General features: G+C 73.9%; 20 protein-coding genes. 13 read left to right on the top strand and 7 right to left on the bottom strand.

What is annotated here, in order from left to right; genetic code table 11:
• Positions 1–83: 83 nt before the first annotated feature.
• Entirely contained in the window at positions 84–797 is a 714-nt protein-coding gene (locus ACIB24_RS07655) for a response regulator transcription factor (RefSeq protein WP_398278772.1), read from the bottom strand.
• On the bottom strand, positions 758–1999 hold the full coding sequence (locus ACIB24_RS07650) for a sensor histidine kinase (protein WP_398277610.1): 1242 nt from the start codon (positions 1997–1999) through the stop codon (positions 758–760). Before ACIB24_RS07650 ends, ACIB24_RS07655 begins: the two co-directional genes overlap by 40 nt.
• A gap of 194 nt (positions 2000–2193) precedes the next feature.
• Here ACIB24_RS07650 and ACIB24_RS07645 point away from each other — a divergent pair, with 194 nt between their 5' ends.
• Together ACIB24_RS07645 and ACIB24_RS07640 are read left to right on the top strand one after the other, a co-directional pair.
• On the top strand, positions 2194–3063 hold the full coding sequence (locus ACIB24_RS07645; protein ID WP_398277607.1) for an ATP-binding cassette domain-containing protein: 870 nt from the start codon (positions 2194–2196) through the stop codon (positions 3061–3063).
• Entirely contained in the window at positions 3060–3845 is a 786-nt protein-coding gene (locus ACIB24_RS07640) for an ABC transporter permease (protein WP_398277604.1), read from the top strand. Before ACIB24_RS07645 ends, ACIB24_RS07640 begins: the two co-directional genes overlap by 4 nt.
• Positions 3846–3848: 3 nt before the next feature.
• Here the strand turns inward: ACIB24_RS07640 and ACIB24_RS07635 are convergent, their stop codons facing one another.
• Entirely contained in the window at positions 3849–4892 is a 1044-nt protein-coding gene (locus tag ACIB24_RS07635) for a zinc-binding dehydrogenase (RefSeq protein ID WP_398277601.1), read from the bottom strand.
• Positions 4893–5203: 311 nt separating this feature from the next.
• Here ACIB24_RS07635 and ACIB24_RS07630 point away from each other — a divergent pair, with 311 nt between their 5' ends.
• The 5 genes from ACIB24_RS07630 to ACIB24_RS07610 are packed head-to-tail and all read left to right on the top strand — an operon-like array spanning position 5204 to position 10802.
• Positions 5204–6418, top strand: a complete 1215-nt coding sequence (locus ACIB24_RS07630; protein ID WP_398277598.1) for an acetyl-CoA C-acetyltransferase — start codon at positions 5204–5206, stop codon at positions 6416–6418.
• Complete coding sequence (locus ACIB24_RS07625) at positions 6415–8586, top strand: 3-hydroxyacyl-CoA dehydrogenase NAD-binding domain-containing protein (protein WP_398277595.1); 2172 nt, start codon at positions 6415–6417, stop codon at positions 8584–8586. Before ACIB24_RS07630 ends, ACIB24_RS07625 begins: the two co-directional genes overlap by 4 nt.
• A complete protein-coding gene (locus ACIB24_RS07620; RefSeq protein WP_398277593.1) occupies positions 8583–9728 on the top strand; it encodes a CaiB/BaiF CoA transferase family protein in 1146 nt (381 codons plus the stop codon). Before ACIB24_RS07625 ends, ACIB24_RS07620 begins: the two co-directional genes overlap by 4 nt.
• On the top strand, positions 9725–10339 hold the full coding sequence (locus ACIB24_RS07615; RefSeq protein ID WP_398277590.1) for a TetR/AcrR family transcriptional regulator: 615 nt from the start codon (positions 9725–9727) through the stop codon (positions 10337–10339). The genes ACIB24_RS07620 and ACIB24_RS07615 overlap by 4 nt, the downstream gene beginning before the upstream one ends.
• A gap of 25 nt (positions 10340–10364) precedes the next feature.
• The gene (locus ACIB24_RS07610; RefSeq protein WP_398277587.1) at positions 10365–10802 is read left to right on the top strand and encodes a nitroreductase family deazaflavin-dependent oxidoreductase; all 438 of its coding nucleotides are present in this window, start codon (positions 10365–10367) and stop codon (positions 10800–10802) included.
• A gap of 15 nt (positions 10803–10817) precedes the next feature.
• Here the strand turns inward: ACIB24_RS07610 and ACIB24_RS07605 are convergent, their stop codons facing one another.
• Positions 10818–11540 (bottom strand): SDR family oxidoreductase, encoded by a 723-nt coding sequence (locus ACIB24_RS07605; RefSeq protein WP_398277584.1) that lies wholly within the window; start codon positions 11538–11540, stop codon positions 10818–10820.
• A 101-nt stretch (positions 11541–11641) separates the two neighbouring features.
• Here ACIB24_RS07605 and ACIB24_RS07600 point away from each other — a divergent pair, with 101 nt between their 5' ends.
• A complete protein-coding gene (locus ACIB24_RS07600) occupies positions 11642–12106 on the top strand; it encodes a winged helix-turn-helix transcriptional regulator (protein WP_398277581.1) in 465 nt (154 codons plus the stop codon).
• Between the two features lie 71 nt (positions 12107–12177).
• Here ACIB24_RS07600 and ACIB24_RS07595 read toward each other — a convergent pair whose 3' ends face one another.
• Genes ACIB24_RS07595 through ACIB24_RS07585 form a run of 3 tightly spaced genes read right to left on the bottom strand, consistent with a single transcriptional unit; the run spans position 12178 to position 14969 of the window.
• A complete protein-coding gene (locus tag ACIB24_RS07595; RefSeq protein WP_398277578.1) occupies positions 12178–13215 on the bottom strand; it encodes an adenosine deaminase in 1038 nt (345 codons plus the stop codon).
• 27 nt (positions 13216–13242) lie between these two features.
• Complete coding sequence (locus ACIB24_RS07590; protein ID WP_398277575.1) at positions 13243–14265, bottom strand: hypothetical protein; 1023 nt, start codon at positions 14263–14265, stop codon at positions 13243–13245.
• Positions 14262–14969 carry a hypothetical protein gene (locus ACIB24_RS07585; protein ID WP_398277572.1) on the bottom strand — a complete coding sequence of 236 codons (708 nt, stop codon included), beginning with the start codon at positions 14967–14969 and terminating at the stop codon, positions 14262–14264. The genes ACIB24_RS07590 and ACIB24_RS07585 overlap by 4 nt, the downstream gene beginning before the upstream one ends.
• Before the next feature lie 169 nt (positions 14970–15138).
• Between ACIB24_RS07585 and ACIB24_RS07580 the strand changes: the two genes are divergently transcribed.
• Genes ACIB24_RS07580 through ACIB24_RS07560 form a run of 5 tightly spaced genes read left to right on the top strand, consistent with a single transcriptional unit; the run spans position 15139 to position 20126 of the window.
• A complete protein-coding gene (locus ACIB24_RS07580) occupies positions 15139–15915 on the top strand; it encodes an SAF domain-containing protein (RefSeq protein ID WP_398277569.1) in 777 nt (258 codons plus the stop codon).
• On the top strand, positions 15915–16877 hold the full coding sequence (locus ACIB24_RS07575) for a hypothetical protein (RefSeq protein WP_398277566.1): 963 nt from the start codon (positions 15915–15917) through the stop codon (positions 16875–16877). Before ACIB24_RS07580 ends, ACIB24_RS07575 begins: the two co-directional genes overlap by 1 nt.
• Positions 16877–18262, top strand: a complete 1386-nt coding sequence (locus tag ACIB24_RS07570) for a CpaF family protein (protein WP_398278769.1) — start codon at positions 16877–16879, stop codon at positions 18260–18262. The genes ACIB24_RS07575 and ACIB24_RS07570 overlap by 1 nt, the downstream gene beginning before the upstream one ends.
• On the top strand, positions 18262–19209 hold the full coding sequence (locus tag ACIB24_RS07565) for a type II secretion system F family protein (protein WP_398277563.1): 948 nt from the start codon (positions 18262–18264) through the stop codon (positions 19207–19209). The genes ACIB24_RS07570 and ACIB24_RS07565 overlap by 1 nt, the downstream gene beginning before the upstream one ends.
• The gene (locus ACIB24_RS07560; protein ID WP_398277560.1) at positions 19206–20126 is read left to right on the top strand and encodes a type II secretion system F family protein; all 921 of its coding nucleotides are present in this window, start codon (positions 19206–19208) and stop codon (positions 20124–20126) included. The genes ACIB24_RS07565 and ACIB24_RS07560 overlap by 4 nt, the downstream gene beginning before the upstream one ends.
• Positions 20127–20142 lie beyond the last annotated feature (16 nt).

Raw genomic sequence — 20142 nt, 5'->3', positions numbered from 1 at the left:
GTGGCCGGCGGGTTTGGTCGTAGCCGCCGATACTCTCACATCGGTGGGGATCCACGGGACACCCCGAATTCCTGCCGATCCGGTCACAGCAGGTCGGCGTCGTGCACGGTCAGCGCTATCTGCACCCGGTTGGCGGCCTCGAGCTTGGCCAGCAGCCGCGACACGTGGGCCTTCACCGTGGCCACGCTCATGTACAGCTCGGCCGCGATCTCCGCGTTCGAGCTGCCCCGGCCCACCGCCAGCGCGACCTCCCGCTCCCGCGCGGACAGCCGTTCCACCAGCGTGCGCGCCCGGCCGCGCCGGTCGTCGGCCCCGGCCGGGCCGGCGTCGGAGACGTGGTCGAGCAGCCGCCGGGTCACGGTCGGGGACAGCATCGCCTCCCCGGCCGCGACCAGGTGCACGGCCCGCACGATCTCCGCGGGCGGGGTGTCCTTCAGGAGGAACCCGGCGGCGCCGGCCCGCAGCGCCCGCAGCACGTCGGAGTCGGCGTCGAACGTGGTCAGGACGACGACCTGCGGCGCCTCGGGCCGGGCCCGGAGCCGCTCGGTGGCGGTCAGGCCGTCGACGCCCGGCATCCGGATGTCCATCAGGACGACGTCGGGCGCCGTGCGCTCGACGGCCGCCGGCACCTCGGCACCGTCCGCGGCCTCACCGACCACGGTGATCCCGTCGGCCCCGCCGAGGATCATGGCGAGGCCCGCGCGGACGAGGGCGTCGTCGTCCACCACGAGCACCCGGACGCCCACTCCGGTCCCGCTCACGCGACCGGCCCCGGCCCCGGCCCCGGCCCCGGCCACGGCACCCACGCGGTCAGGCGCCAGGTCGGACCGTCGTACCCGTAGGCGAGCCGGCCACCGGCGACGCCGACCCGTTCGGCCAACCCGGCCAGGCCCTGCCCGGCGCCCGGGATGGCGTCGGCCGGGGCGGGCGGCGGGCCGACCGGACGCGCGTTGCGGACGTCCACGCTCAGACCGGCTCCCGGGCCGCCGGACAGCGTGACCGTGACCCGCGCCCCGGCTGCGTGCTTGCGGGCGTTGGTCAGGCCCTCCTGCACCACGCGGTACGCGGTCCGGCCGGACCCGGCGGGCACCGGGACGTCGACGGGCAGGCCCCCGAGGTCGACCCGCATCCCGGCCGCCCGCGACTCCTCGACCAGCCGCGGGACGTCGGCCAGCGTGGGGACGGGGCGCGCCACCTGGTCGTCGGGCGAGGCGTCGTCGGTGCTGTCGTAGGTACGCAGCACGCCGAGGATCTCGCGCAGGTCCTGCAGCGCCTCGTGCGCGCTCTGCCGGATCACCGCGGCGGAGCGGGCCACGTCGTCCGGCGACGCGTCGGCCCGGTACTCCAGCGCCCCGGCGTGGAGGCTGACCAGGGAGATCCGGTGGGCCAGGACGTCGTGCATCTCGCGAGCGATCCGGGCCCGCTCGGTCTGGCGGGCCTGCTCGACGCGCAGCTGCTGCTCGGCCTCGGCGCGCCCCGCGCGGTCGCGCAACGAGACGACGAGCTGGCGGCGGGCCCGCACGAGCATCCCCCAGCCGACGACGACCAGCAGGAGCAGCGCGACGATCACGAGGGTGACCGGCCAGGGCAACTCGTCACCGCCGCGCAGGAACTCGTACGGCACGGTCAGGGCCAGCCCCACCCCCGCGATGGGCAGACAGACCCCGGCCCGGCGGTGCACGGCCACGCTGAACAGGGCGACGAGTGCCGCCCCGGCGGACATCGCCGAGAAAGCCCCCAGCAGGGCCGCGGCCCATGCGATCTGCGTGGGATACGCGCGACGCCACCACAGGGCGAGGCACAGCGCGATGCCGCCGACCAGGTCGAGGGCCAGGAACCAGCGGGGTTTCTCGTGCAGGTCGGGCGAGCCGACGAACACGGCCAGGCCGACTCCGACGGCCGCCCAGAAGGCGATCAGGTCGACCACCCAGTCGCGGCCCGACCGGCGTCCCGTGCCCTCGCCGAGCAGGGACCCGGGCAATAACCCGGGCAGCTCCACAGGCGGCCGCCCAGGCGGCTCCAGGGGCCGCTCTCCAGGCCTGACGTCCAGCACCAGTCGAGCCTAGGCGGGCCGATCCGGGCCCACCAGCTACCTGGGTAGGGGGTGAGCCGGGCGGGTCATCGACCTTCGGCCATCGGTTCTCGACCGACGGCGGCTGCCGCCGGGCGGCGGGCGCGGCCAGCCTGGAACGCATGATCACAGTGCAGAACCTGACCAGGCGCTACGGCGAGCACGCCGCCGTGCGCGACGTCTCCTTCGTCTGCGAGACCGGCACCGTCACCGGCTTCCTCGGCCCCAACGGCGCGGGGAAGTCGACCACACTGCGGATGGTCTGCGGCCTGACCCGCCCCACCTCGGGCACCGCCACGATCGACGGACTCCCCTACCGTGACCTGGTCAACCCGGGCCGCTCGGTGGGCGTGCTGCTCGACGCCTCGGCCCAGCATCCGGGCCGCACCGGCCGCGAGATCCTGCGGTTGTCGGCGAAGGTTCTCGGCGTACCGGACGCGCGGGTCGGTGACCTGCTGGACCTGGTGCAGCTGGGCCAGGCGGAGCGCAAGCGGGTCGGCACCTACTCGCTGGGCATGCGACAGCGACTCGGCCTGGCCCACGCGCTGCTCGGCGACCCGCACACCCTGATCCTCGACGAGCCGGCCAACGGGCTCGACCCGGAGGGCATCTTCTGGATGCGCGGACTGCTGCGCGACTTCGCCGACCGCGGGGGCACGGTGCTGCTGTCGTCACACCTGCTGCGCGAGGTCGAGGCCGTCGCCGACGATCTCGTGATGATCGGCGGTGGCCAGGTTCGCGCCGCGGGCGGCACCCGCGAGCTGCTCGCGGGGGTCGGCGTGGTGGTGCGCGGGCTCGAACCGCTCGAGCTGGACGACGCCCTCCGGCGGGCGGGGATCCCCACCACCCGCCGGGCCGACGGTTCGCTCCTCGCCGAGGGCGACATCGAGACGGTCGGGCTGGCCGCGGCGAAGGCCGGGGTCGTCGTCACCGAGCTGCGCGCCGCCGACGGCGCCGGCCTGGAGGAGTTCTTCCTGGAGGTCACCCGATGAGCACCGTCACCTACGCACCGCCCCTGACCGGAGTGCCCGCGCCGACGAAACCGTCTCTGCCGCTGCTGGTCTCCGTGGAGATCCGGAAGCTCGTGGACACCCGGTCGGGCCGCTGGCTGGTGGCGGCGATCCTGCTGCTCTCGGTCGCCGTGAACGTCCTCATGCTGGCCTTCTCGCCCGACGATTCGTTGCGGGCCGCGCAGCTGCTGCAGATCACGCTCGTCCCGTCGAGCCTGCTGCTGCCCGTGCTGGGCATCCTGACCGTGACGACCGAGTGGTCCCAGCGCACGGCGTTGACGACGTTCAGCCTGGTGCCGTCCCGGGGCCGGGTGGTGGCCGCCAAGCTCATCGCCGCGACCGGCTGGGCGCTGGTGACGGTGGTGTTCGCGATCGCCGTGGCGCTGGTGGCCACCGCGCTCGTGAACGCCTTCGACCTGGGCTCGGGCGACTACACGCTGACCGCGGGTGCGCTCGGCGGATCGGTGCTGAACCAGATCATCGGGACGTTGCTCGGCGTCGGGTTCGGCCTGGCGCTGCTCAACACCCCGTTCGCGATCGTGTTGTTCTTCGTGCTGCCGACGGCGTCGTCGATCGTGTCCGAGACCGTGCCGCGGATCGCCGAGGCCTGGCACTGGTTCGACATCAACTGGGCGACCAGTCCGCTGCTCGACGGTCACATGACGGGCGAGTTGTGGGGTCAGGTCGTGGTGGCGGGCTCGATCTGGGTCCTGCTGCCGATCGCGTTCGGCACCTGGCGGGTGCTGCATCGCGAGATCGCCTGAGGGTCAGGGGCGGCCGGGGTGGGCGACGGTGACGCCGGTGGGCGACCCGTCGCCCATCCCGTGCAGCCTTACCCCGGCCTCGGCCAGCCCGACCCGCGCGGTCACGGCGCGTTCGGGGCGGAGCCGGCCGGTGGCGACCAGGGCCAGCAGTTCGGGGTAGGAGTGGGCGGCCATCCCGTGGCTGCCGAGCACCTCGAGCTCGCGGGCCACGACGAGGTCCATCGGGACGGGGGTCGGCCCGTCGAGGAGCAGGCCGACCTGCACGTGCCGGCCGCGGGGCCGTAACCCGGTGACACTCGCGGTGCACGTGGCCGGGCTGCCGAGCGCGTCGAGGCTCAGGTGCGCCCCGCCCCGGGTGAGGTCGCGCACGACGTGCCCGGCGCCGTCCGGTTCGAGCCCGGTCGCGTCGAGCGCCGCCTCGGCGCCGAGTTCCTTCGCCAGGTCGAGGGCTGCGGGGTTGAGGTCGACGGCGACGACCCGCGCCCCGGCGGCGGCCGCGATCTCGACCGCCGCGAGCCCGACCCCACCGCAGCCGTGCACGGCGACCCACTCCCCCGCGCGCAGGCGACCGACGGCGGTGACGGCGCGGAACGCCGTCCCGACCCGGCAGCCGAGCAGCGCCGCAGCCTCGTCGGTCACGGCGTCGGGCAGCCGGACCAGGTTCACCGCGGCGTTCACGACCACGACGTACTCGGCGAAGGCCCCCGCCGTCGTGAACCCGGGCTGGACCTGGTGGGCGCAGACCTGGTGATCGCCGGCCAGGCACTGCGCGCAGCGGCCGCAGGCCTGGACGAAGGGCGCCGTCACCCGCGCCCCGAGCGGTACGTCGACACCCTCACCGACGGCCTCGACGGTGCCGGCGAATTCGTGCCCGGGCACGTGCGGCAGCGTGACGTCGGAGTCGTGACCGGCGATCGCGTGGTGGTCGCTGCGGCACAACCCGGTCGCGCCCACCCGCACGACCACCCCGCCCGGCGGGGCCGTCGGGTCCGGCAGGTCCCGGACGGCCGGCACGGCACCGAAGGCGTCGATCACGAGGGCTCTCATGGCGGTGATTCTCCCTGCCGGTCGGGACAGGACGGGACAGGACGGGACTCGGCATCCCTGCGCCGGGTTGCTTTGCGGTGAACGCCGATCGGCGTTCGGTGTGCGCCGCCGTCGTCCCGGTCGCCCGGTCGCCTGGCCGCCTGGCCGCCTGGCCGCCTGGCCGCCTGGCCGCCTGACCGCCTGACCGCCTGACCGCCTGACCGCCTGACCGCCTGACCGTGAACGCCGATCGGCGTTCACCGCAAAGCACTGTCGCCGCACCGGGCCGTTCCGCTTGAAAAACAGACCGACCGCCCTGTATCTTTCTTTTCGTGACCGAGGCTTACGTCTACGAGACGCTCCGGACCCCGCGGGGGCGCGGCAAGCAGACCGGTGGGCTGCACTCGGTCAAACCCATCTCGCTGGTGGCCGGCCTGGTCGAGGAGCTGCGCCACCGCGCCCCCGGGTTCGACGAGAAGCTGGTGGACGACGTCGTGCTCGGCATCGTCACGCCGGTCGGTGACCAGGGCGGTGACCTGCCGCGCGCCGCGGCGCTGCTGGCGGGGATGCCCGAGAGCGTCGCCGGTCTGCAGGTGAACCGGTTCTGCGCGAGCGGTCTCGAGGCCGTGAACCTGGCGGCCCAGAAGGTCCGGTCGGGGTGGGAGCAGCTCGTACTGGCGGGCGGCGTCGAGTCGATGTCGCGCGTGCCGATGGGCAGCGACGGCGGCGCGTGGGCGTCCGACCCCGAGACCGCCTTCGCGATGGGTTTCGCCCCGCAGGGCATCGGCGCCGACCTGATCGCCACGCTCGGCGGCTGGTCACGCACCGACGTCGACACCTACGCCGCCGGCTCGCAGGAGCGTGCGGCGAAGGCGTGGGCCGACGGGCGGTTCGCGCGCTCCGTCGTCCCGGTCGTAGACCGGCGCACCGGGGAGACGGTCCTCGACCACGACGAACTGGTCCGCCCGGGCACGACCGTCGAGACGCTCGGCGCGCTGAAGGCGTCGTTCGCCGGGGTCGGCGAGCAGGGCGGTTTCGATGCCGTCGCCCTGCAGAAGTACCACTGGGTCGAGAAGGTCGAGCACGTGCACACGGCCGGCAACTCCAGCGGCGTGGTGGACGGCGCCGCGCTCGTCGCCGTGGGCAGCGCCGAGGCCGGCGAGCGGCTGGGGCTGAAACCCCGGGCCCGCATCGTCTCGGCGGCGGTGTCCGGCTCGGACCCGGTGATCATGCTGACCGGGCCCGCTCCCGCGACGTTCAAGGCCCTCGATCTGGCCGGCCTCTCGCGCCGCGACATCGACCTGGTCGAGATGAACGAGGCGTTCGCGGCCGTCGTCCTCCGGTTCATGGCCGACACGGGCTTCGAGCCCGACCAGGTCAACGTGAACGGCGGCGCGATCGCCATGGGCCACCCGCTCGGTGCGACCGGCGCGATGCTGCTCGGCACGGTGATCGACGAGTTGGAGCGCCGCGACCAGCAGTTCGGCCTGGTCACCCTGTGCGTGGGCGGCGGGATGGGCATCGCGACGGTGGTGGAGCGGCTGTGATCACCTGGAACCAGCGCGAGAACGGCGTCGTCGTCCTGACCCTCGACGACCCGGGCGCTTCCGCGAACACGATGAGCGAGGCCTTCGTCGCCGCGCTGGCCGCGACCGTCGACCGGCTCGAGGCCGAGCGCGACGGCATCGCGGGCGTCGTCCTGACCAGCGCCAAGAAGACGTTCTTCGCGGGTGGCAACCTCGAGGAACTCGTCCGGCAGGGCCCCGACGACCGGGCCGACGTGCTCGCCGAGGTCCGTCGCATCGCAGCTCTCCTGCGCCGTCTCGAGAGGCTGGGCCGCCCTGTGGTGGCGGCGGTCAACGGCACGGCGCTGGGCGGCGGCCTCGAACTGACCCTCGCCTGCCACCACCGGGTGGTGCTGGACGACGACGCCCTGCGACTCGGGTTCCCCGAGGTCACGCTCGGGTTGCTGCCCGGGGCGGGCGGCGTCGTCCGGTCGGTGCGCCTGCTCGGCCTGGCCACGGCACTCACGGAACTGCTGCTGTCCGGCAAGCGGCTCCGGGCCGGGGTGGCCCTCAAGCTGGGCCTGGTCGACGAGGTCGCGACCGACCCCGAGGACCTGCTGGCCAAGGCCGAGAAGTGGATCGCCGAGAACCCCGACGCAGCACAGCCCTTCGACCGGCCCGGGTACAAGGTGCCGGGCGGCACCCCGTCGTCCCCGGCGCTCGCGGCGATGCTGCCGGTGTTCCCGGCCACGCTGGTGAAGCAGCTGAAGGGCGCCGCCTACCCGGCGCCGCGCAGCATCGTGGCCGCCGCGGTCGAGGGGCTTCAGGTCGACGTCGACACCGCGTTCGAGATCGAGCACCGGTACTTCGTCGAGCTGGCCTGCGGGCAGATCAGCTCGAACATGGTGCAGGCGTTGTGGTTCGACCTCAACACCGTGAACTCCGGGGCCCGGCGGCCGGCCGACGTGCCGCAGCGGCCGGTGACGAAGGCGGCCGTGATCGGCGCCGGGATGATGGGCGGCGGCATCGCCCACGTGCTGGCCGAGGCCGGCGTCCCGGTGGTTCTCAAAGACGTAGACGCTGCAGCGGCGCAGCGTGCCAAGGACCGCACCGCAGCGCAGTTGGAGCGGGAGGTGGCCAGGGGACGGCGGGCGTCGGAGGGGGCGTCCGCCGTCCTGGGTCGCCTCACGCCGACGGGCGACTACGCCGACCTGGCGGGGTGCGACCTGGTGATCGAGGCGGTGTTCGAGGACCCGTCGCTGAAGCATGACGTGTTCACCGCGCTGGACGGCGTGGTGGCGCCCGACGCACTGCTCGCCTCGAACACGTCCACGTTGCCGATCACCGGCCTGGCGCAGTCGGTCTCGCGCCCCGAGGACTTCATCGGCCTGCACTTCTTCTCGCCCGTGGAGCGGATGCCGCTGGTCGAGATCATCGTCGGGGAGAAGACCGGGAAGGTCGCCCTGGCCCGCGCCTACGACGTGGTGCGCGCGCTCGGCAAGACCCCGATCGTCGTCAACGACTCACGCGGCTTCTTCACCAGCCGGGTGTTCACCACGCTCGTCCTGGAGGGCGCCGCACTGCTCGGCGAGGGCATGCCGCCCATGAGCGTCGAGCGGGCCGCGCTGCAGGTCGGGTTCCCCGCCGGTCCGTTGACCCTGATGGACGAGGTCAGCCTCAGCCTGATGCTCGCCATCGCGGCCACCGAGGACGGGGATGTTCAGGAACGGTCCGGCGGGCGCCATCCGGGGTTCGCCGTGGTCGAGGCGCTGGCCGGTCACGGGGGGGCCGGTCGACGCGGGAAAGCCTCGGGGGGAGGCTTTTTCGACTGGCGCCCGGAGGGTGAGGGAGGCAAGCGGGTCTGGCCCGGCCTGTCCGACCTCTACCCGGAGGATCCGGGCGCCGTCCCGATCGGCCAGGCGGCGGAGCGGATGCTGACGGTGATGGCCGTCGAGTCCACCCGCTGCCTGGCCGAGGGGGTCGTGCTGTCGGTCGAGGATGCCAACGTCGGTTCCATCCTCGGCATCGGGTTCCCGGCGATGTACGGCGGTGCGCTGCAGTACATCGAGCAGTACCAAGGGCCGTCGGGACGCGGGGTGCCGGCTTTCGTGGCCCACGCCGACGCCCTCGCCGACGCCCACGGTGAGCGGTTCCGGCCGCCGCGGATGCTCCGCGAACTGACCTCCTTGCGGGAGACTCCGCCTTCGTGACCACACCGAGAACCGGGACGGGCCCGCTGGCGGGGCTGCGCGTCGTCGAGCTCGCGGGTCTGGGGCCGGCGCCGCTGGCGTGCATGCTGCTGGCCGACCTGGGTGCTGACGTGGTCCGGGTGGACCGGCCCGGCGCGCAACCCCTGTCGGGTGACCCGGCCCGCGACCTGCTGAACCGCAACCGGCGCTGTCTGAGCGTCGACCTGAAGCAGCCCGCGGGGCGCGACGTCGTGCTCGACCTGGTGCGCCGGGCCGACGTCCTGATCGAGGGTTTCCGGCCGGGGGTCACCGAACGGCTGGGCCTCGGCCCGGACGACTGCGCGGCCGTGAACCCGCGCCTGGTCTACGGCCGGATGACGGGGTGGGGGCAGGACGGCCCGCTCGCGCAGCGCGCCGGACACGACATCGACTACATCGCGCTCACCGGCGCCCTGCACGCGACGGCCCGACCCGGCCAGCGCCCCACTCCCCCGCTGAACCTGCTGGGTGACTTCGGCGGCGGCGCCCTGTTCCTGGCGTTCGGCGTCCTGGCCGCCGTGCTCGAGGCCCGCGGCAGCGGGCAGGGACAGGTGGTGGACGCGGCCATCGTCGACGGGACGGCGGTGCTCGCCACCATGATCTGGTCGCTGCGCGACCAGGGGCTGTGGCGGGACGAACCGGCGACGAACCTGCTCGACGGCGGGGCGCCGTTCTACGACGTGTACGAATGCGCGGACGGCGGTCATCTGGCGGTCGGCGCGCTGGAACAGCGGTTCTACGCGGAGCTGGTGAAGCACTCCGGCGCCGAGCTCGACCCCGCACAGCAGTACGACGCGCGCACGTGGCCCCAGCAGCGCGAGACGCTGGCCGCGCTGTTCCGTACGCGGGCCCGGGACGAGTGGGCCGCGGTCTTCGCCGGCACCGACGCCTGCGTCGCGCCCGTGCTCGAGTGGTCCGAAGCCCCGGCCCACCCGCACCTGGCCGAGCGGGCGACGTTCACCGAGACCGGCGGCGTCCCCCAGCCCGCCCCGGCCCCGCGCTTCAGCCGGACCCCGGCCCCGGCGGTGCGGCCCCCGCGGGCCGCGGACGCCGACACCGAGAGCGTGCTCGACGAGCTGGGTCTCGACCTCGCGACCCTCAGGGACCAAGGAGTGGTGCCGTGACCGTCCAGGCCACCCGGCGCACCCAGGAGGAGCGCCGCGCGCAGACGCGTTCGGCGTTGCGTCAGGCCACCATCGACTGCCTCGTCGAGCTCGGCTACGCGCGCACGACGACGGCCGAGGTGCTGGCCCGGGCGGGTGTCTCGAAGGGCGCCATGAGCCACCACTTCGCGTCGAAGGCCGACCTGATGCTGGCCGCGATGGACGACCTGTACGCCGAGCTGGACGACCGGATGCGCGCCCAGCAGCAGAACCTGCCGAGCGGCCCGGAGCGGGTCCGGCACGCCGTCGAACTGCTGTGGAGCACGTTCGAGGGGCCCCTGTTCCCGGCCGCGATGGAGCTGTGGACGGCGGCCCGCACCGACGCGGCGCTGCGCGAGGCGCTCGGCCCGCACGAGCGGGAGCTGGGCCGTCAGCTGCGGGTGCTGCTGCGCGACATGCTCGGGCCGGCGCTGGTCGACGAGGCCGGTTTCGAACCGGCCTACCGGTTGCTGCTGACGTCGATGCGCGGGTACGCCCTGAGCCGACCGGTGCGGGCGGCGCGCGGCGAGGACGTCCTGGTCGACGACTGGGTGCGGATCGTGACCGACCTGGTGGGCCGGCCGCGCACCTGACCGGTTCTCGTTGTTCAATGCTCACATGCCACTGACCGGTGAGTACGTGCCCAGCCCGTCCGAACGCGCCGCCACCCAGGTCGAGCTCTACGAGAGCTCCGGCGGCACCGAGGGGACGCTGAACCGGGGCCGCCCGGTGATCATCCTGACCTCGGTCGGCGCGAAGTCCGGGAAGCTGCGCAAGACGCCGCTGCAGCGGGTCGAGCACGAGGGCCACTACGCCGTCGTCGCGTCCAAGGGCGGCGCCCCCGAGCACCCGGTCTGGTACCACAACCTCGTCGCCAACCCGAAGGTCGAACTGCAGGACGGCCCGGTGAAGAAGGACTACGTCGCCCGCGAGGTGGACGGCGAGGAGCGTTCGGCGTGGTGGGAGCGGGCTGTGCAGTCGTGGCCCGACTATGCGGAGTACCAGAAGAAGACCGACCGGGTCATCCCGGTGTTCGTGCTCGACCCCGTCGACTGACCCTTCCCGGCCGCCTCAGGCGGCGCCGGTGCTCGGGTAGAGCCCGGCCACCCCGTGGGCCAGGCCGGCCTGCACGTGTCGGCTCACGTCGTCCAGCAGTACCTCCTCGCGGCCGTCGCGCAGCGCGGCCAGCACCAGCTCGGCCGCCTGTGCGGGCGGCAGCTTCGGGCCGGGCGCGTTGCGGGCCATGTCGGTGTCCATGAACCCGACGTGGACGGCGAGCACCTGGGTTCCGTTGCCGCGCAGGAGGATCCGCTGGGCGTTGGTCAGCTGCCAGGCGGCCGCCTTGGACGCCGAGTACCCCGCCCCCTCGGGGCTGAGCACGAACCACGACAGCACCGACAGCACGTTCACCACCGCGCCACCGCCGTTGGCCGCGAGCACCGGCGCGAACGCCTGCGTCAGCGCGAGCGGGGCGAGCGTGTTGGTCTCGACGTTCTCCCGGACGGCGCCGAGCGTGCTCTCGAGGTCGGTGCCGGTCAGCTGCGTGGCGGCCAGGGTGCCTGCGTTGTTCACGACGATCGAGACGTCGCGCAGCTCCTCGGCCAGGGCGGCGACCGAGGCGGTGTCGGTGACGTCGAGCTTCACCGGGACGACGCCGGGCAGGTTCGGGTCGGCGCCGGCCCGGCTGGCCGCGTAGACCTTCGCGGCGCCCGCCGCGAGTAGCGCCTTCACGAACTCCGCCCCCAGGCCGCGGTTGGCGCCGGTGACGAGTGCGACGGATCCCGAGATCTCCATGGTCATGCCCCATCTGCCGAGTGAGTTGGTTTTTCCAACCCTCCAGTGATCGGGACGCTAGCAGGGTGCGTTGGAAAAGCAAACCCACTACACTCGACGGCATGAGCGATGCGTGGAACGCCAACCTGGGAGCCCTCGCGGAACTGCCCGTGGCCCCGCGCCCCTGCTCGGCCGCGGCGGCCCTGAGCGTGGTCGGCGAACGCTGGGCCCTCCTGGCCGTGCGCGAGATCGCATACGGCGTGACCCGTTTCGACCGGATCGTCGGATTCACCGGGGCGCCGCGCGACGTGCTCACGGACCGACTGAAGAAGCTCGTCGCGGCCGGGGTCGTGGAGAAGCGGCAGTACAGCGAGCGCCCGCCCCGGTTCGAGTACCACCTCACCGACGCCGGGCGGGACCTGTTCCCGGTGCTGCTGACGCTGCAGCAGTGGGGCGACAAGTGGGTGGTCGACCGGCCGGCGCTGGCCTACCGGCACGACTGCGGGGAGGCGCTCGACGTCGTCTCGACGTGCCGGGCGTGTGGGCGCGCAGCGGCACCGGAGTCGCTCACCCCGATACCGGGCTGACCCAGACCAAGATCACCGGAATCGGGTCACTCCGTCGGGTCCAACCCGACGAAGTGACAGCCTCGCGGTGATCATGAAGCGGCGACCCGCCAGACCTCGACCTCGCCGAGCCACTGCGTGCGCTGCTCCGGCGTCGAGAAGGTCGCCTCGAACGAATTGGCCGCCAACTGGGCCAGCCCGTCGCGGGACAGTTCGAACTGGGCCGCCACGGCGGCATAGTTCGCGTCGACGTACCCGCCGAAGTAGGCCGGGTCGTCACTGTTGATCGTGACCGTCAGGCCCGCCTCGAGCATGCGCGGCAGCGGGTGCTCGGCCATCGACGGGACGCCCTTCAGGTAGACGTTCGACAACGGGCACACGGTCAAGGGCGTGCCGTCCTCGGCCAGGCGCCGCACCAGGTCGTCGTCCTCCAGGGCCCGGTTGCCGTGGTCGACACGCTCCACGCCGAGCAGGTCGAGCGCCTCGACCACGTAGTCGGGGCCGCCCTCCTCACCGGCGTGCGCGACCCGGTGCAGACCCTCGGAAGCGGCCATCCCGTAGACCTTCTCGAACAGGGACGGCGGGTAGCCGACCTCGGTCGAGTCCAGCGCCACGCCCACGAAGTGCTCGCGGTACGGCATCGCCGCCCGGAAGATCTCCTCCGCCGCCTGCGCCCCGAGGTCACGCAGGAACGACAGCAGCAGCACCGCCGAGATCCCGTGCGTCTCCTCCGCCTTCGAGAAGGCGGCCGACAGCCCGCCGATCACCTCGCCCAGGGGGACGCCGTGGTTCACGTGGGTCTGCGGGTCGAAGAACGCCTCCACCCGGCGCACCCCGGCCGCGGCCGCCCGGGTCAGGTACCCGGACGCCAGCTCGTAGAAGTCCTGCTCCGTGCGCAGCACCGCCAGGTTCGCGTAGTGCACGTCGAGGAAGGCCTGGAGGTCGGCGAAGTGCTCGTACCGCTCCGTCAGCACCGCCGGGTCGTACGAGGGCAGCTCCACCCCGTTGCGCTTCGCGGCGGCGACCAGCAGGTCGGCCTCGATCGTGCCCTCGATGTGCAGGTGCAGCTCCGCCGTGGGCGGGGTGGGCAGGGACAGCCAGGCGGGTGCGGTCGAGGTGGGGGAGGTCATGCCGCGCAGCCTGCCACCGGCTGGTTTCTACCGCGTGACGACGTTCTGGACCTCGGCCACGGGCACGTTCGCCACCGCCTGCCGGGCCAGCGGGACCAGCACGCCGTCCCCGCCGTCGGACCCGACCCACGTCGCCTGCCACCCCGTGGACGCCACCACCGGGTAGCCCTTCGGATAGGCCACGGACGCCCGGTCGAACGACACGGTGCAGGCCGCGTCGACGTTCACCCCCGGGCCGTACTTCACGGTGGCCCGGGCCGGCGGGCAGGTGACACCCCCGGCGGGCGAGGCCAGTTTGAGGCCGGCCGTCTTCGCGGTGACCTCGGCCCAGACGCCGCCGACCTCGGCGCGGATGGTCCGGGTGCCGGCCGGCCCGCCGACGGCCGCCGGGTTCGTCACCCAGAACCAGGTGGGCAGCCCGACGAGCGTGGGCGCCCCGGCCGCCTTCACCTTGGGGTTCCGGTCGGTCACCGGCACCGGGATCACCATCTCGTCGCGGGCCGCGCGGGCCAGCTCGGCCGGGTCGATCACGGGCGGCGGGACGGCCTCACCCACGTTGAAGGCCTTGTAGTAGTTGACCAACCAGGTCTGGGTGGCGCCGCCGAAGTCCTGGTCGAGCGTCGAGGCGTACGAACCCATGTGGTACTTGGCGTAGTACTCGGGCTTGGTGCAGTAGGCCTTGTACCAGCTGATGTCGCCGCCGGCCTTCTCCTTGTCACGGGCGGCGACCCACTGGTTGCGCGGCCCGTACGTGGTGAGGTCGTCGCGGTTGAAGGACGCGCCGACCCGGCCGTCGTACCACTTCAGCATCGCGGCGGCGTCGGTGTACGGCCCGTCGGCGGGCATCCACCAGCAGGTCGGGCGCACCCGCACCGTGCGGCTCGCGGCGGGCGCCGCGTCGCCGCTGAAGTGCACGGTCACGCCCACGGTGTAGCCGGCCCGGGTGGCCGCACCGCCCGGGTCGACCTCGTCCCCGGCCGCGGGGGTCGCCCCGGCCGCGAGCAACGCGCCGACCAGCGCGGCGGCCAGGACCGCAGCCCGTCGCCTCATGAGGGACTCCCGAAGACCTCGACCTTGGTGCCGTCCTGGCTGCAGAACGGCGGGACGTCGTGCGGGACGTCGCTGACCCGCCACGTGGAGCCGGTGCGGGTGAGCTGCAGGGTGGTGACCCGGCCTCCCGGGGCGTCGATCACGATCTGACCGGCCGGGTCGACCTCCGACGTCCAGTCCTGCATGCACCCCGTCACCGTGGCCGTGCTTCCCGAGACCTTGACCTGCGAGGCGTTCACGACGAACTTCCCGACCACGTGCCGCTGCCCGGTGGACAGCGTGTCGGCGCGCTTGCGGGCCTGCGAGGCCGCCCGCCCCGAGGCGACCTGCTGCAGCGCGCTCTCATCGATCCGCCAGGTGTTGCCGATCTTGACCCGCGTGTCCCAGTAGTCGACCACCAGCCGGACCAGGCTCGGGTGGGCGCGCGCGCTGCCGGTCAGGACGCCCAGCTGCGCCGACGCGCCCTTGCCGAACACCCCGCCGTTCCAGCCGGCCGACGTGGACGACGCCGCGCCCGTGGCCGTCGAACCCGCGCCTCCCGCGGAGGCGGAGGGTTCGTTCAACGCCACGGCCGAGGAGCCGGCCCCGCTCATCGTCGGCAGGTCGAGCGGGTTGGCCTCGGGCGCGCCACAGCCCACGAGGAGCCCCACCAGCACGGGGGCGAGCACCCCGGCCGACCACCGACCACGACCTTCACGACTCATCAGGGCTAACCGACTGTTTCCTGTTCGAATCTGTTCGAATCTGTTCGAATAGTGCATACCATCGCCGAAGTGGCAATATGTTGTCACTCTGTGCGGTCGGGGCGAACCCCTGCGCTAAGAAAAGTTGCGCAAAGGAAGCAGTCACCATGATCAGGATGACCACCTCGGGATGACGATCTCCGGACGCACCGCCCCCTCCCCACCGGCCGACGGCCCCGCCGGTCAGAAGGCCGGTCAGAAGGCCGGTCAGAAGGCACAGCCGGGCGCGAACCCCGGCCCACTCGCCGGCTCCGCGCGGTTCGAGACCCGCGGCCCGGCCGAGCGACTCCCCCGGCCCCCCGGCCGGCGCCGTCCCGGCGTGGCCCTGCTCGCCGTCCTGCTGATCGTGCTCGGCGCCGCCACCGCGGGCCTGCTGGCGCTGCGGCTCGACACCCGTTCGCAGGTGCTCGTCGCCCGGCACGACATCGCGGTGGGCAGCCGGATCGAGCAGGACGACCTGGCGGTCGCGCGGGTGGCGGCCGACGGCGTCCCACTGATCGCCGCCGACCAGGCCGACCAGGTGATCGGCCGCTATGCGACCACGCAGATCGCGGCCGGCCGGCTCCTCGACCCCGGCATGCTCGGCACCACCGGCCTGCTGACGTCCGACAAGGCCGCCGTCGGCATGGCCCTGGCCGCCGGGCGGTTCCCGGCCAGCGGGCTGCAGTCGGGCGACGTCGTCCAGGTCGTGCGCACGGTGGACGGCGAGGGCCAGGTGCTCTCGCCGGGCGGCGTCGTCGGGTCGGTCCAGACCCCCAGCGACAGCGTGTTCGGCGCCGACGGCGGCGACACCACCGTGGTCACGGTGATCGTGCCGCGCGCGGACGCGCCCGACGTCGCGGCGGCGGCGGGGGCGGACCAGGTGAGCCTCGTGCTGCTGACCCGCGGCCGGCCGGTGGGTTCCTGATGAGCCTCGTCGCGGTGGCCTCGGCCAAGGGCGCGCCCGGCGTGACGACCTTCTCGGTCGCCCTGGCCGCCCTGTTCGGCAGCGCTCCCGGCGGCCTCGGCGCAGGCGGTGAACCGCTGCTGGCCGACCTCGACCCGCACGGCGGCGACGTGGCGCTGCGCTACCGCACCGACGACGGCAAGCCCCTCGACCCGGGGGTGGGCCTGCTCTCGCTGACGGCGGCGATCCGCGGCGGCGGGATGCCGCAGCAACCGGCGGCGCTGGTCGAACGGCACAGCCAGCGGGTGGCCGGGGGGCTGCCCGTGCTGGTCGGGGTCAGCGGCCCGGAGCAGGCCGCCGGCGTGGAGGCGCTGTGGCCGCAGCTGGCGGCCACGCTGAGCGGCACCGGACGTCCGGTGGTGGCGGACGTCGGGCGTCTGGGTCCCACGCGCTCCCTCACCCCGCTGCTGCGGGCGGCCGACGCCGTGCTGCTGCTGGCCCGCGCCGAGCTCGAGGGGCTGGCCCACCTGCGGGAGCGGGTCCGGCGGCTGATCGGCGGCGAGACCGACAGCGGCGAGCTGGGGCCCGGCGCGGCCCGGCGGGTCGGCGTCGTGCTGGTCAGCAACGAGCGCGCGGTGGCCGCCCGCACCGAGCAGCTGCTGCGCTCGGGCGGGTTGCCGGTGCGGGTGCTGGGCACGGTGGCGGACGACGCCAGGGGTGCGGCGCTGCTGGGCGGCGGTGGCCGGGCCGGTCGGACGACGCTGGTCCGGTCGGTGCGGACCCTGCTGCCCGCCGTGCACGAGCTGGTCGGGGCGACGGCCACCACCGAACTCACCGCTGGAGTCCCGGGACCGCTTGCCCCGCAGCCCTATTCGATGCAACCGCCGGCCGCGCACCAACCGGCCGGCCAGCAACCGGCGGGGCAGCAACCACACCCCCAGCGCGGGCCGGAGACGGCGGAGATCCCCGTGGTGCGGCCGTGATCGACCAGTCGGTGGTGCGCAGCCTGCGCGGCCAGGTGGCCGACCAGCTGACCCGGCAGCGCCAGGAGGACGCGGCGGCCGGCGTCCTGCCCATGTCACCGGAGGACGAGCGGCAGTACGCCCGGGCGGTGATCGGGCAGGTGCTCGACACCCACGCCCGCGCGGAGCTGGCGGCGGGCCGCCGTCCCCCCGAACCCGAGGAGGAGCTGGAACTCGCCGAGGGCATCCACGCGGCCCTCTACGGCGTCGGCCGGCTGCAGCCGCTGCTCGACGACCCGGCCATCGAGAACATCGACATCAACGGCTGCGACCGGGTTTTCGTCGGGTATGCCGACGGACGCGAACAGCTCGTCGACCCGGTCGCCGACTCCGACGAGGAACTGGTCGAACTCATCCAGCTGCTCGGCGCCTACTCGGGCCTGACCAGCCGGTCGTTCGACACGGCCAACCCGCAGCTCGACCTGCGCCTGCCCGACGGCTCCCGGCTGAGCGCGCTGATGGGGGTCTGCCCACGCCCGGCGGTCTCGATCCGGCGGTCGCGGCTGTCGCGCGTGACGCTCGACGACCTGGTCGCGTCGGGGTCGTTGCTGCCGGAACTGGCCGCGTTCCTGTCGGCCTGCGTCCGGGCCCGCAAGAACGTGATGATCGCGGGCGCGACGAACGCCGGGAAGACCACGCTGCTGCGGGCCCTCGCGCACGAGATCGAGCCCTCCGAGCGGCTGATCACCGTCGAGCGCGCCCTCGAGCTGGGCCTCGGCGAGTTCGAGGACCTGCACCCGAACGTGGTCTCGATGGAGGAGCGGCTGGCCAACTCCGAGGGCCAGGGCGCGATCGGGATGGCCGAGCTGGTGCGCCGCTCGCTGCGCATGAACCCGAGCCGGGTGATCGTCGGCGAGGTGCTCGGCGACGAGATCGTCACGATGCTGAACGCGATGAGCCAGGGCAACGACGGCTCGCTGTCGACCATTCACGCGAACTCGTCGCTGGAGGTCTTCAACCGGATCTGCACGTACGCCATCCAGTCCGCCGAACGCCTGCCGACGGAGGCGACGATGATGCTGATCGCCGGCGCGATCGACTTCGTCGTGTTCCTGGAGCGGCGCAACGACTACGAGCGCGGCGGCACCCTGCGCCGGATGGTCACGTCGGTGCGCGAGGTGAACGGCGTGGACGGGCGGGTGCTGTCGTCGGAGGTGTTCGCGCCGGGGCCCGACGGCCGGGCGACGCCCTCGGCACCGGTCGCGTGCCTGCCCGAGCTGGTCGCCGCCGGTTACCGGCCGGGCGAGCTCGGGGCGGGGTACGGGAACCCGGGCCACACCCCCGCGAACGGGTACCCGCAGGGCTTCACCAGCGGCGGTTTCGCGCAGCCGGGGTGGGGTGGCTGATGGGCCCGCTCCCTGTCGAGGCGGCCGCGGGGGCCACGCTCGCGCCGCTGGCCGAGACGGCCGGGTTCGCCCTCGCCGGGGCCCTGGTCGTGGGCGGCGTCCTGCTGCTGGTCTCGGCGCTCCGGCGTCGACCCGAGAACGCCTCCGGCGCAGGGCCTTCCGGAACCGGTGCCGCGGAACCCGGCCGGACGACGTCCGCCTGGTTCGCGCCGCTGCTGCGGCACCGGCGCCGGGTCGGGGTGGCCGCCGGGGCGGCACTGCTCACCCTGGTCGTCACCCGCTGGCCGGTCGCGGCGGTCGCGGCGGGGGCCCTGACGCTGGCCTGGCCGAGCCTGCTGGGCGGGGGCCGAGCGGAACGCCGGGCCGCGGCCCGGCTGGAGGCGCTGGCGATCTGGACGGAGTCGTTGCGCGACACGATCGCCGGGGCGGTCGGCCTGGAGCAGGCGATCATCGCGACCGCCCGCAGCGCCCCGGCCCCGATCGCGCCGCAGCTGCGGCTGCTGGCCGACCGGCTGCGCGTGCGGGTGCCGCTGGAGACGGCGTTGCGCCGCCTCGCCGAGGACCTCGACGACACCAGCGCCGACCTGATCGTGGCCGCCCTGATCCTCAACTCGCGGCTGCGCGGTCCGGGCCTGCGGCAGGTGCTGACGTCGCTGTCGGAGTCGGCCCGCGCCGAACTGGAGATGCGCGGCCGGGTCAGCGCCGGGCGCGCGGCGACCCGGCGCAGCGTGCAGATCGTCGTCGGGGTGACCGTGCTGTTCGTGCTGCTGCTGGTGCTGGGCAACCCCGGCTACGTGGAGCCGTACCGGCACCCGGCCGGGCAGCTCGTGCTGGCGATCGTCGTCGCGTTCTTCGGCGCCGGGTTCTTCTGGCTGCGCCGGCTGTCCGAGTACGACCTGCCCGCGCGGTTCCTGGGGCAGGAGCGGGCCGTGGAGGGTGTCCGGTGACCGCCGTCCTGCTGGCCGGCGCGGTCGCGGGTCTGGGGGTCCTGCTGCTCGTCCTGGTCCTGCAGCCGCCCGCCACCCGGGGCGCGTCCGCCGCCGGGGCGCTGGCCGGGCTCGACCGCGCCCGGCGCGAACTCCTCGACGACGGTGCGGCCCACCACCCGACCGGGGCCCGTACCGCCCCGGCGGAACGCCTCGGCCGGCGGATCGCCCGCTCGCTGGCCGAGTCGGGGGTGAGCCTGCCGTGGCGACTGCGCTCCGACCTGGCCCTGACCGGGCGTCCGGTCGAGACCCATCTGGCCGCCAGCCTGGTCGGTGCGGTGGCCGGGGCCGCGGTCGCGCTGCTCGCGCTCACCCCGCTGGTCGTCGTCCTGACCGAGCTGCCCCTGACCACCCCACTGTGGGGGGCCGTGCTCGGCGCCCTGGTCGGCGGCCTGCTGCCGACCGCGCGCGTGATGTCCCGGGCCGGGGCCCGGCGGCGCGACTTCCGGCACGTCGTCGGGTCCTTCCTCGACCTGGTCGCGCTGAACCTCTCGGGCGGGCGCGGCGTCCCCGAGGCGCTGAACTCCGCGGCCGCCGTGAGCGACGGCTGGGTGATGCTGCGGCTGCGCGAGACCCTGGAGGCCGCGCGTTGGCGGGGCGTCACGCAGTGGACGGCGCTCGGCGAGCTGGGCGAGGAGACCGGCATCCCGCAGCTACGCGACCTGGCCGCCGCCCTGGAACTCGTCGCCGACGACGGCGCGAAGGTCCGCGAGTCGCTCACCGCCCGGGCCGCGTCCCTGCGCCGCAGCGAGCTGGCCGACGCCGAGGGCCGTGCGCAGGCGCGCTCGCAGTCGATGCTCGTCGCCCAGCTGCTCCTGGCGGTGGGCTTCCTGATCTTCCTGATCTACCCGGCGATCACCCGGGTGCTGACCGCATGACCACCTCGATGACCAC

The organism is Spongisporangium articulatum, assembly GCF_044465595.1.
Taxonomy (GTDB): Bacteria; Actinomycetota; Actinomycetes; order Actinomycetales; family Kineosporiaceae; genus Spongisporangium; species Spongisporangium articulatum.
The sequence above is the reverse complement of the archived record's forward strand: the minus strand, read 5'-3'. Positions and strand labels throughout refer to the sequence as shown.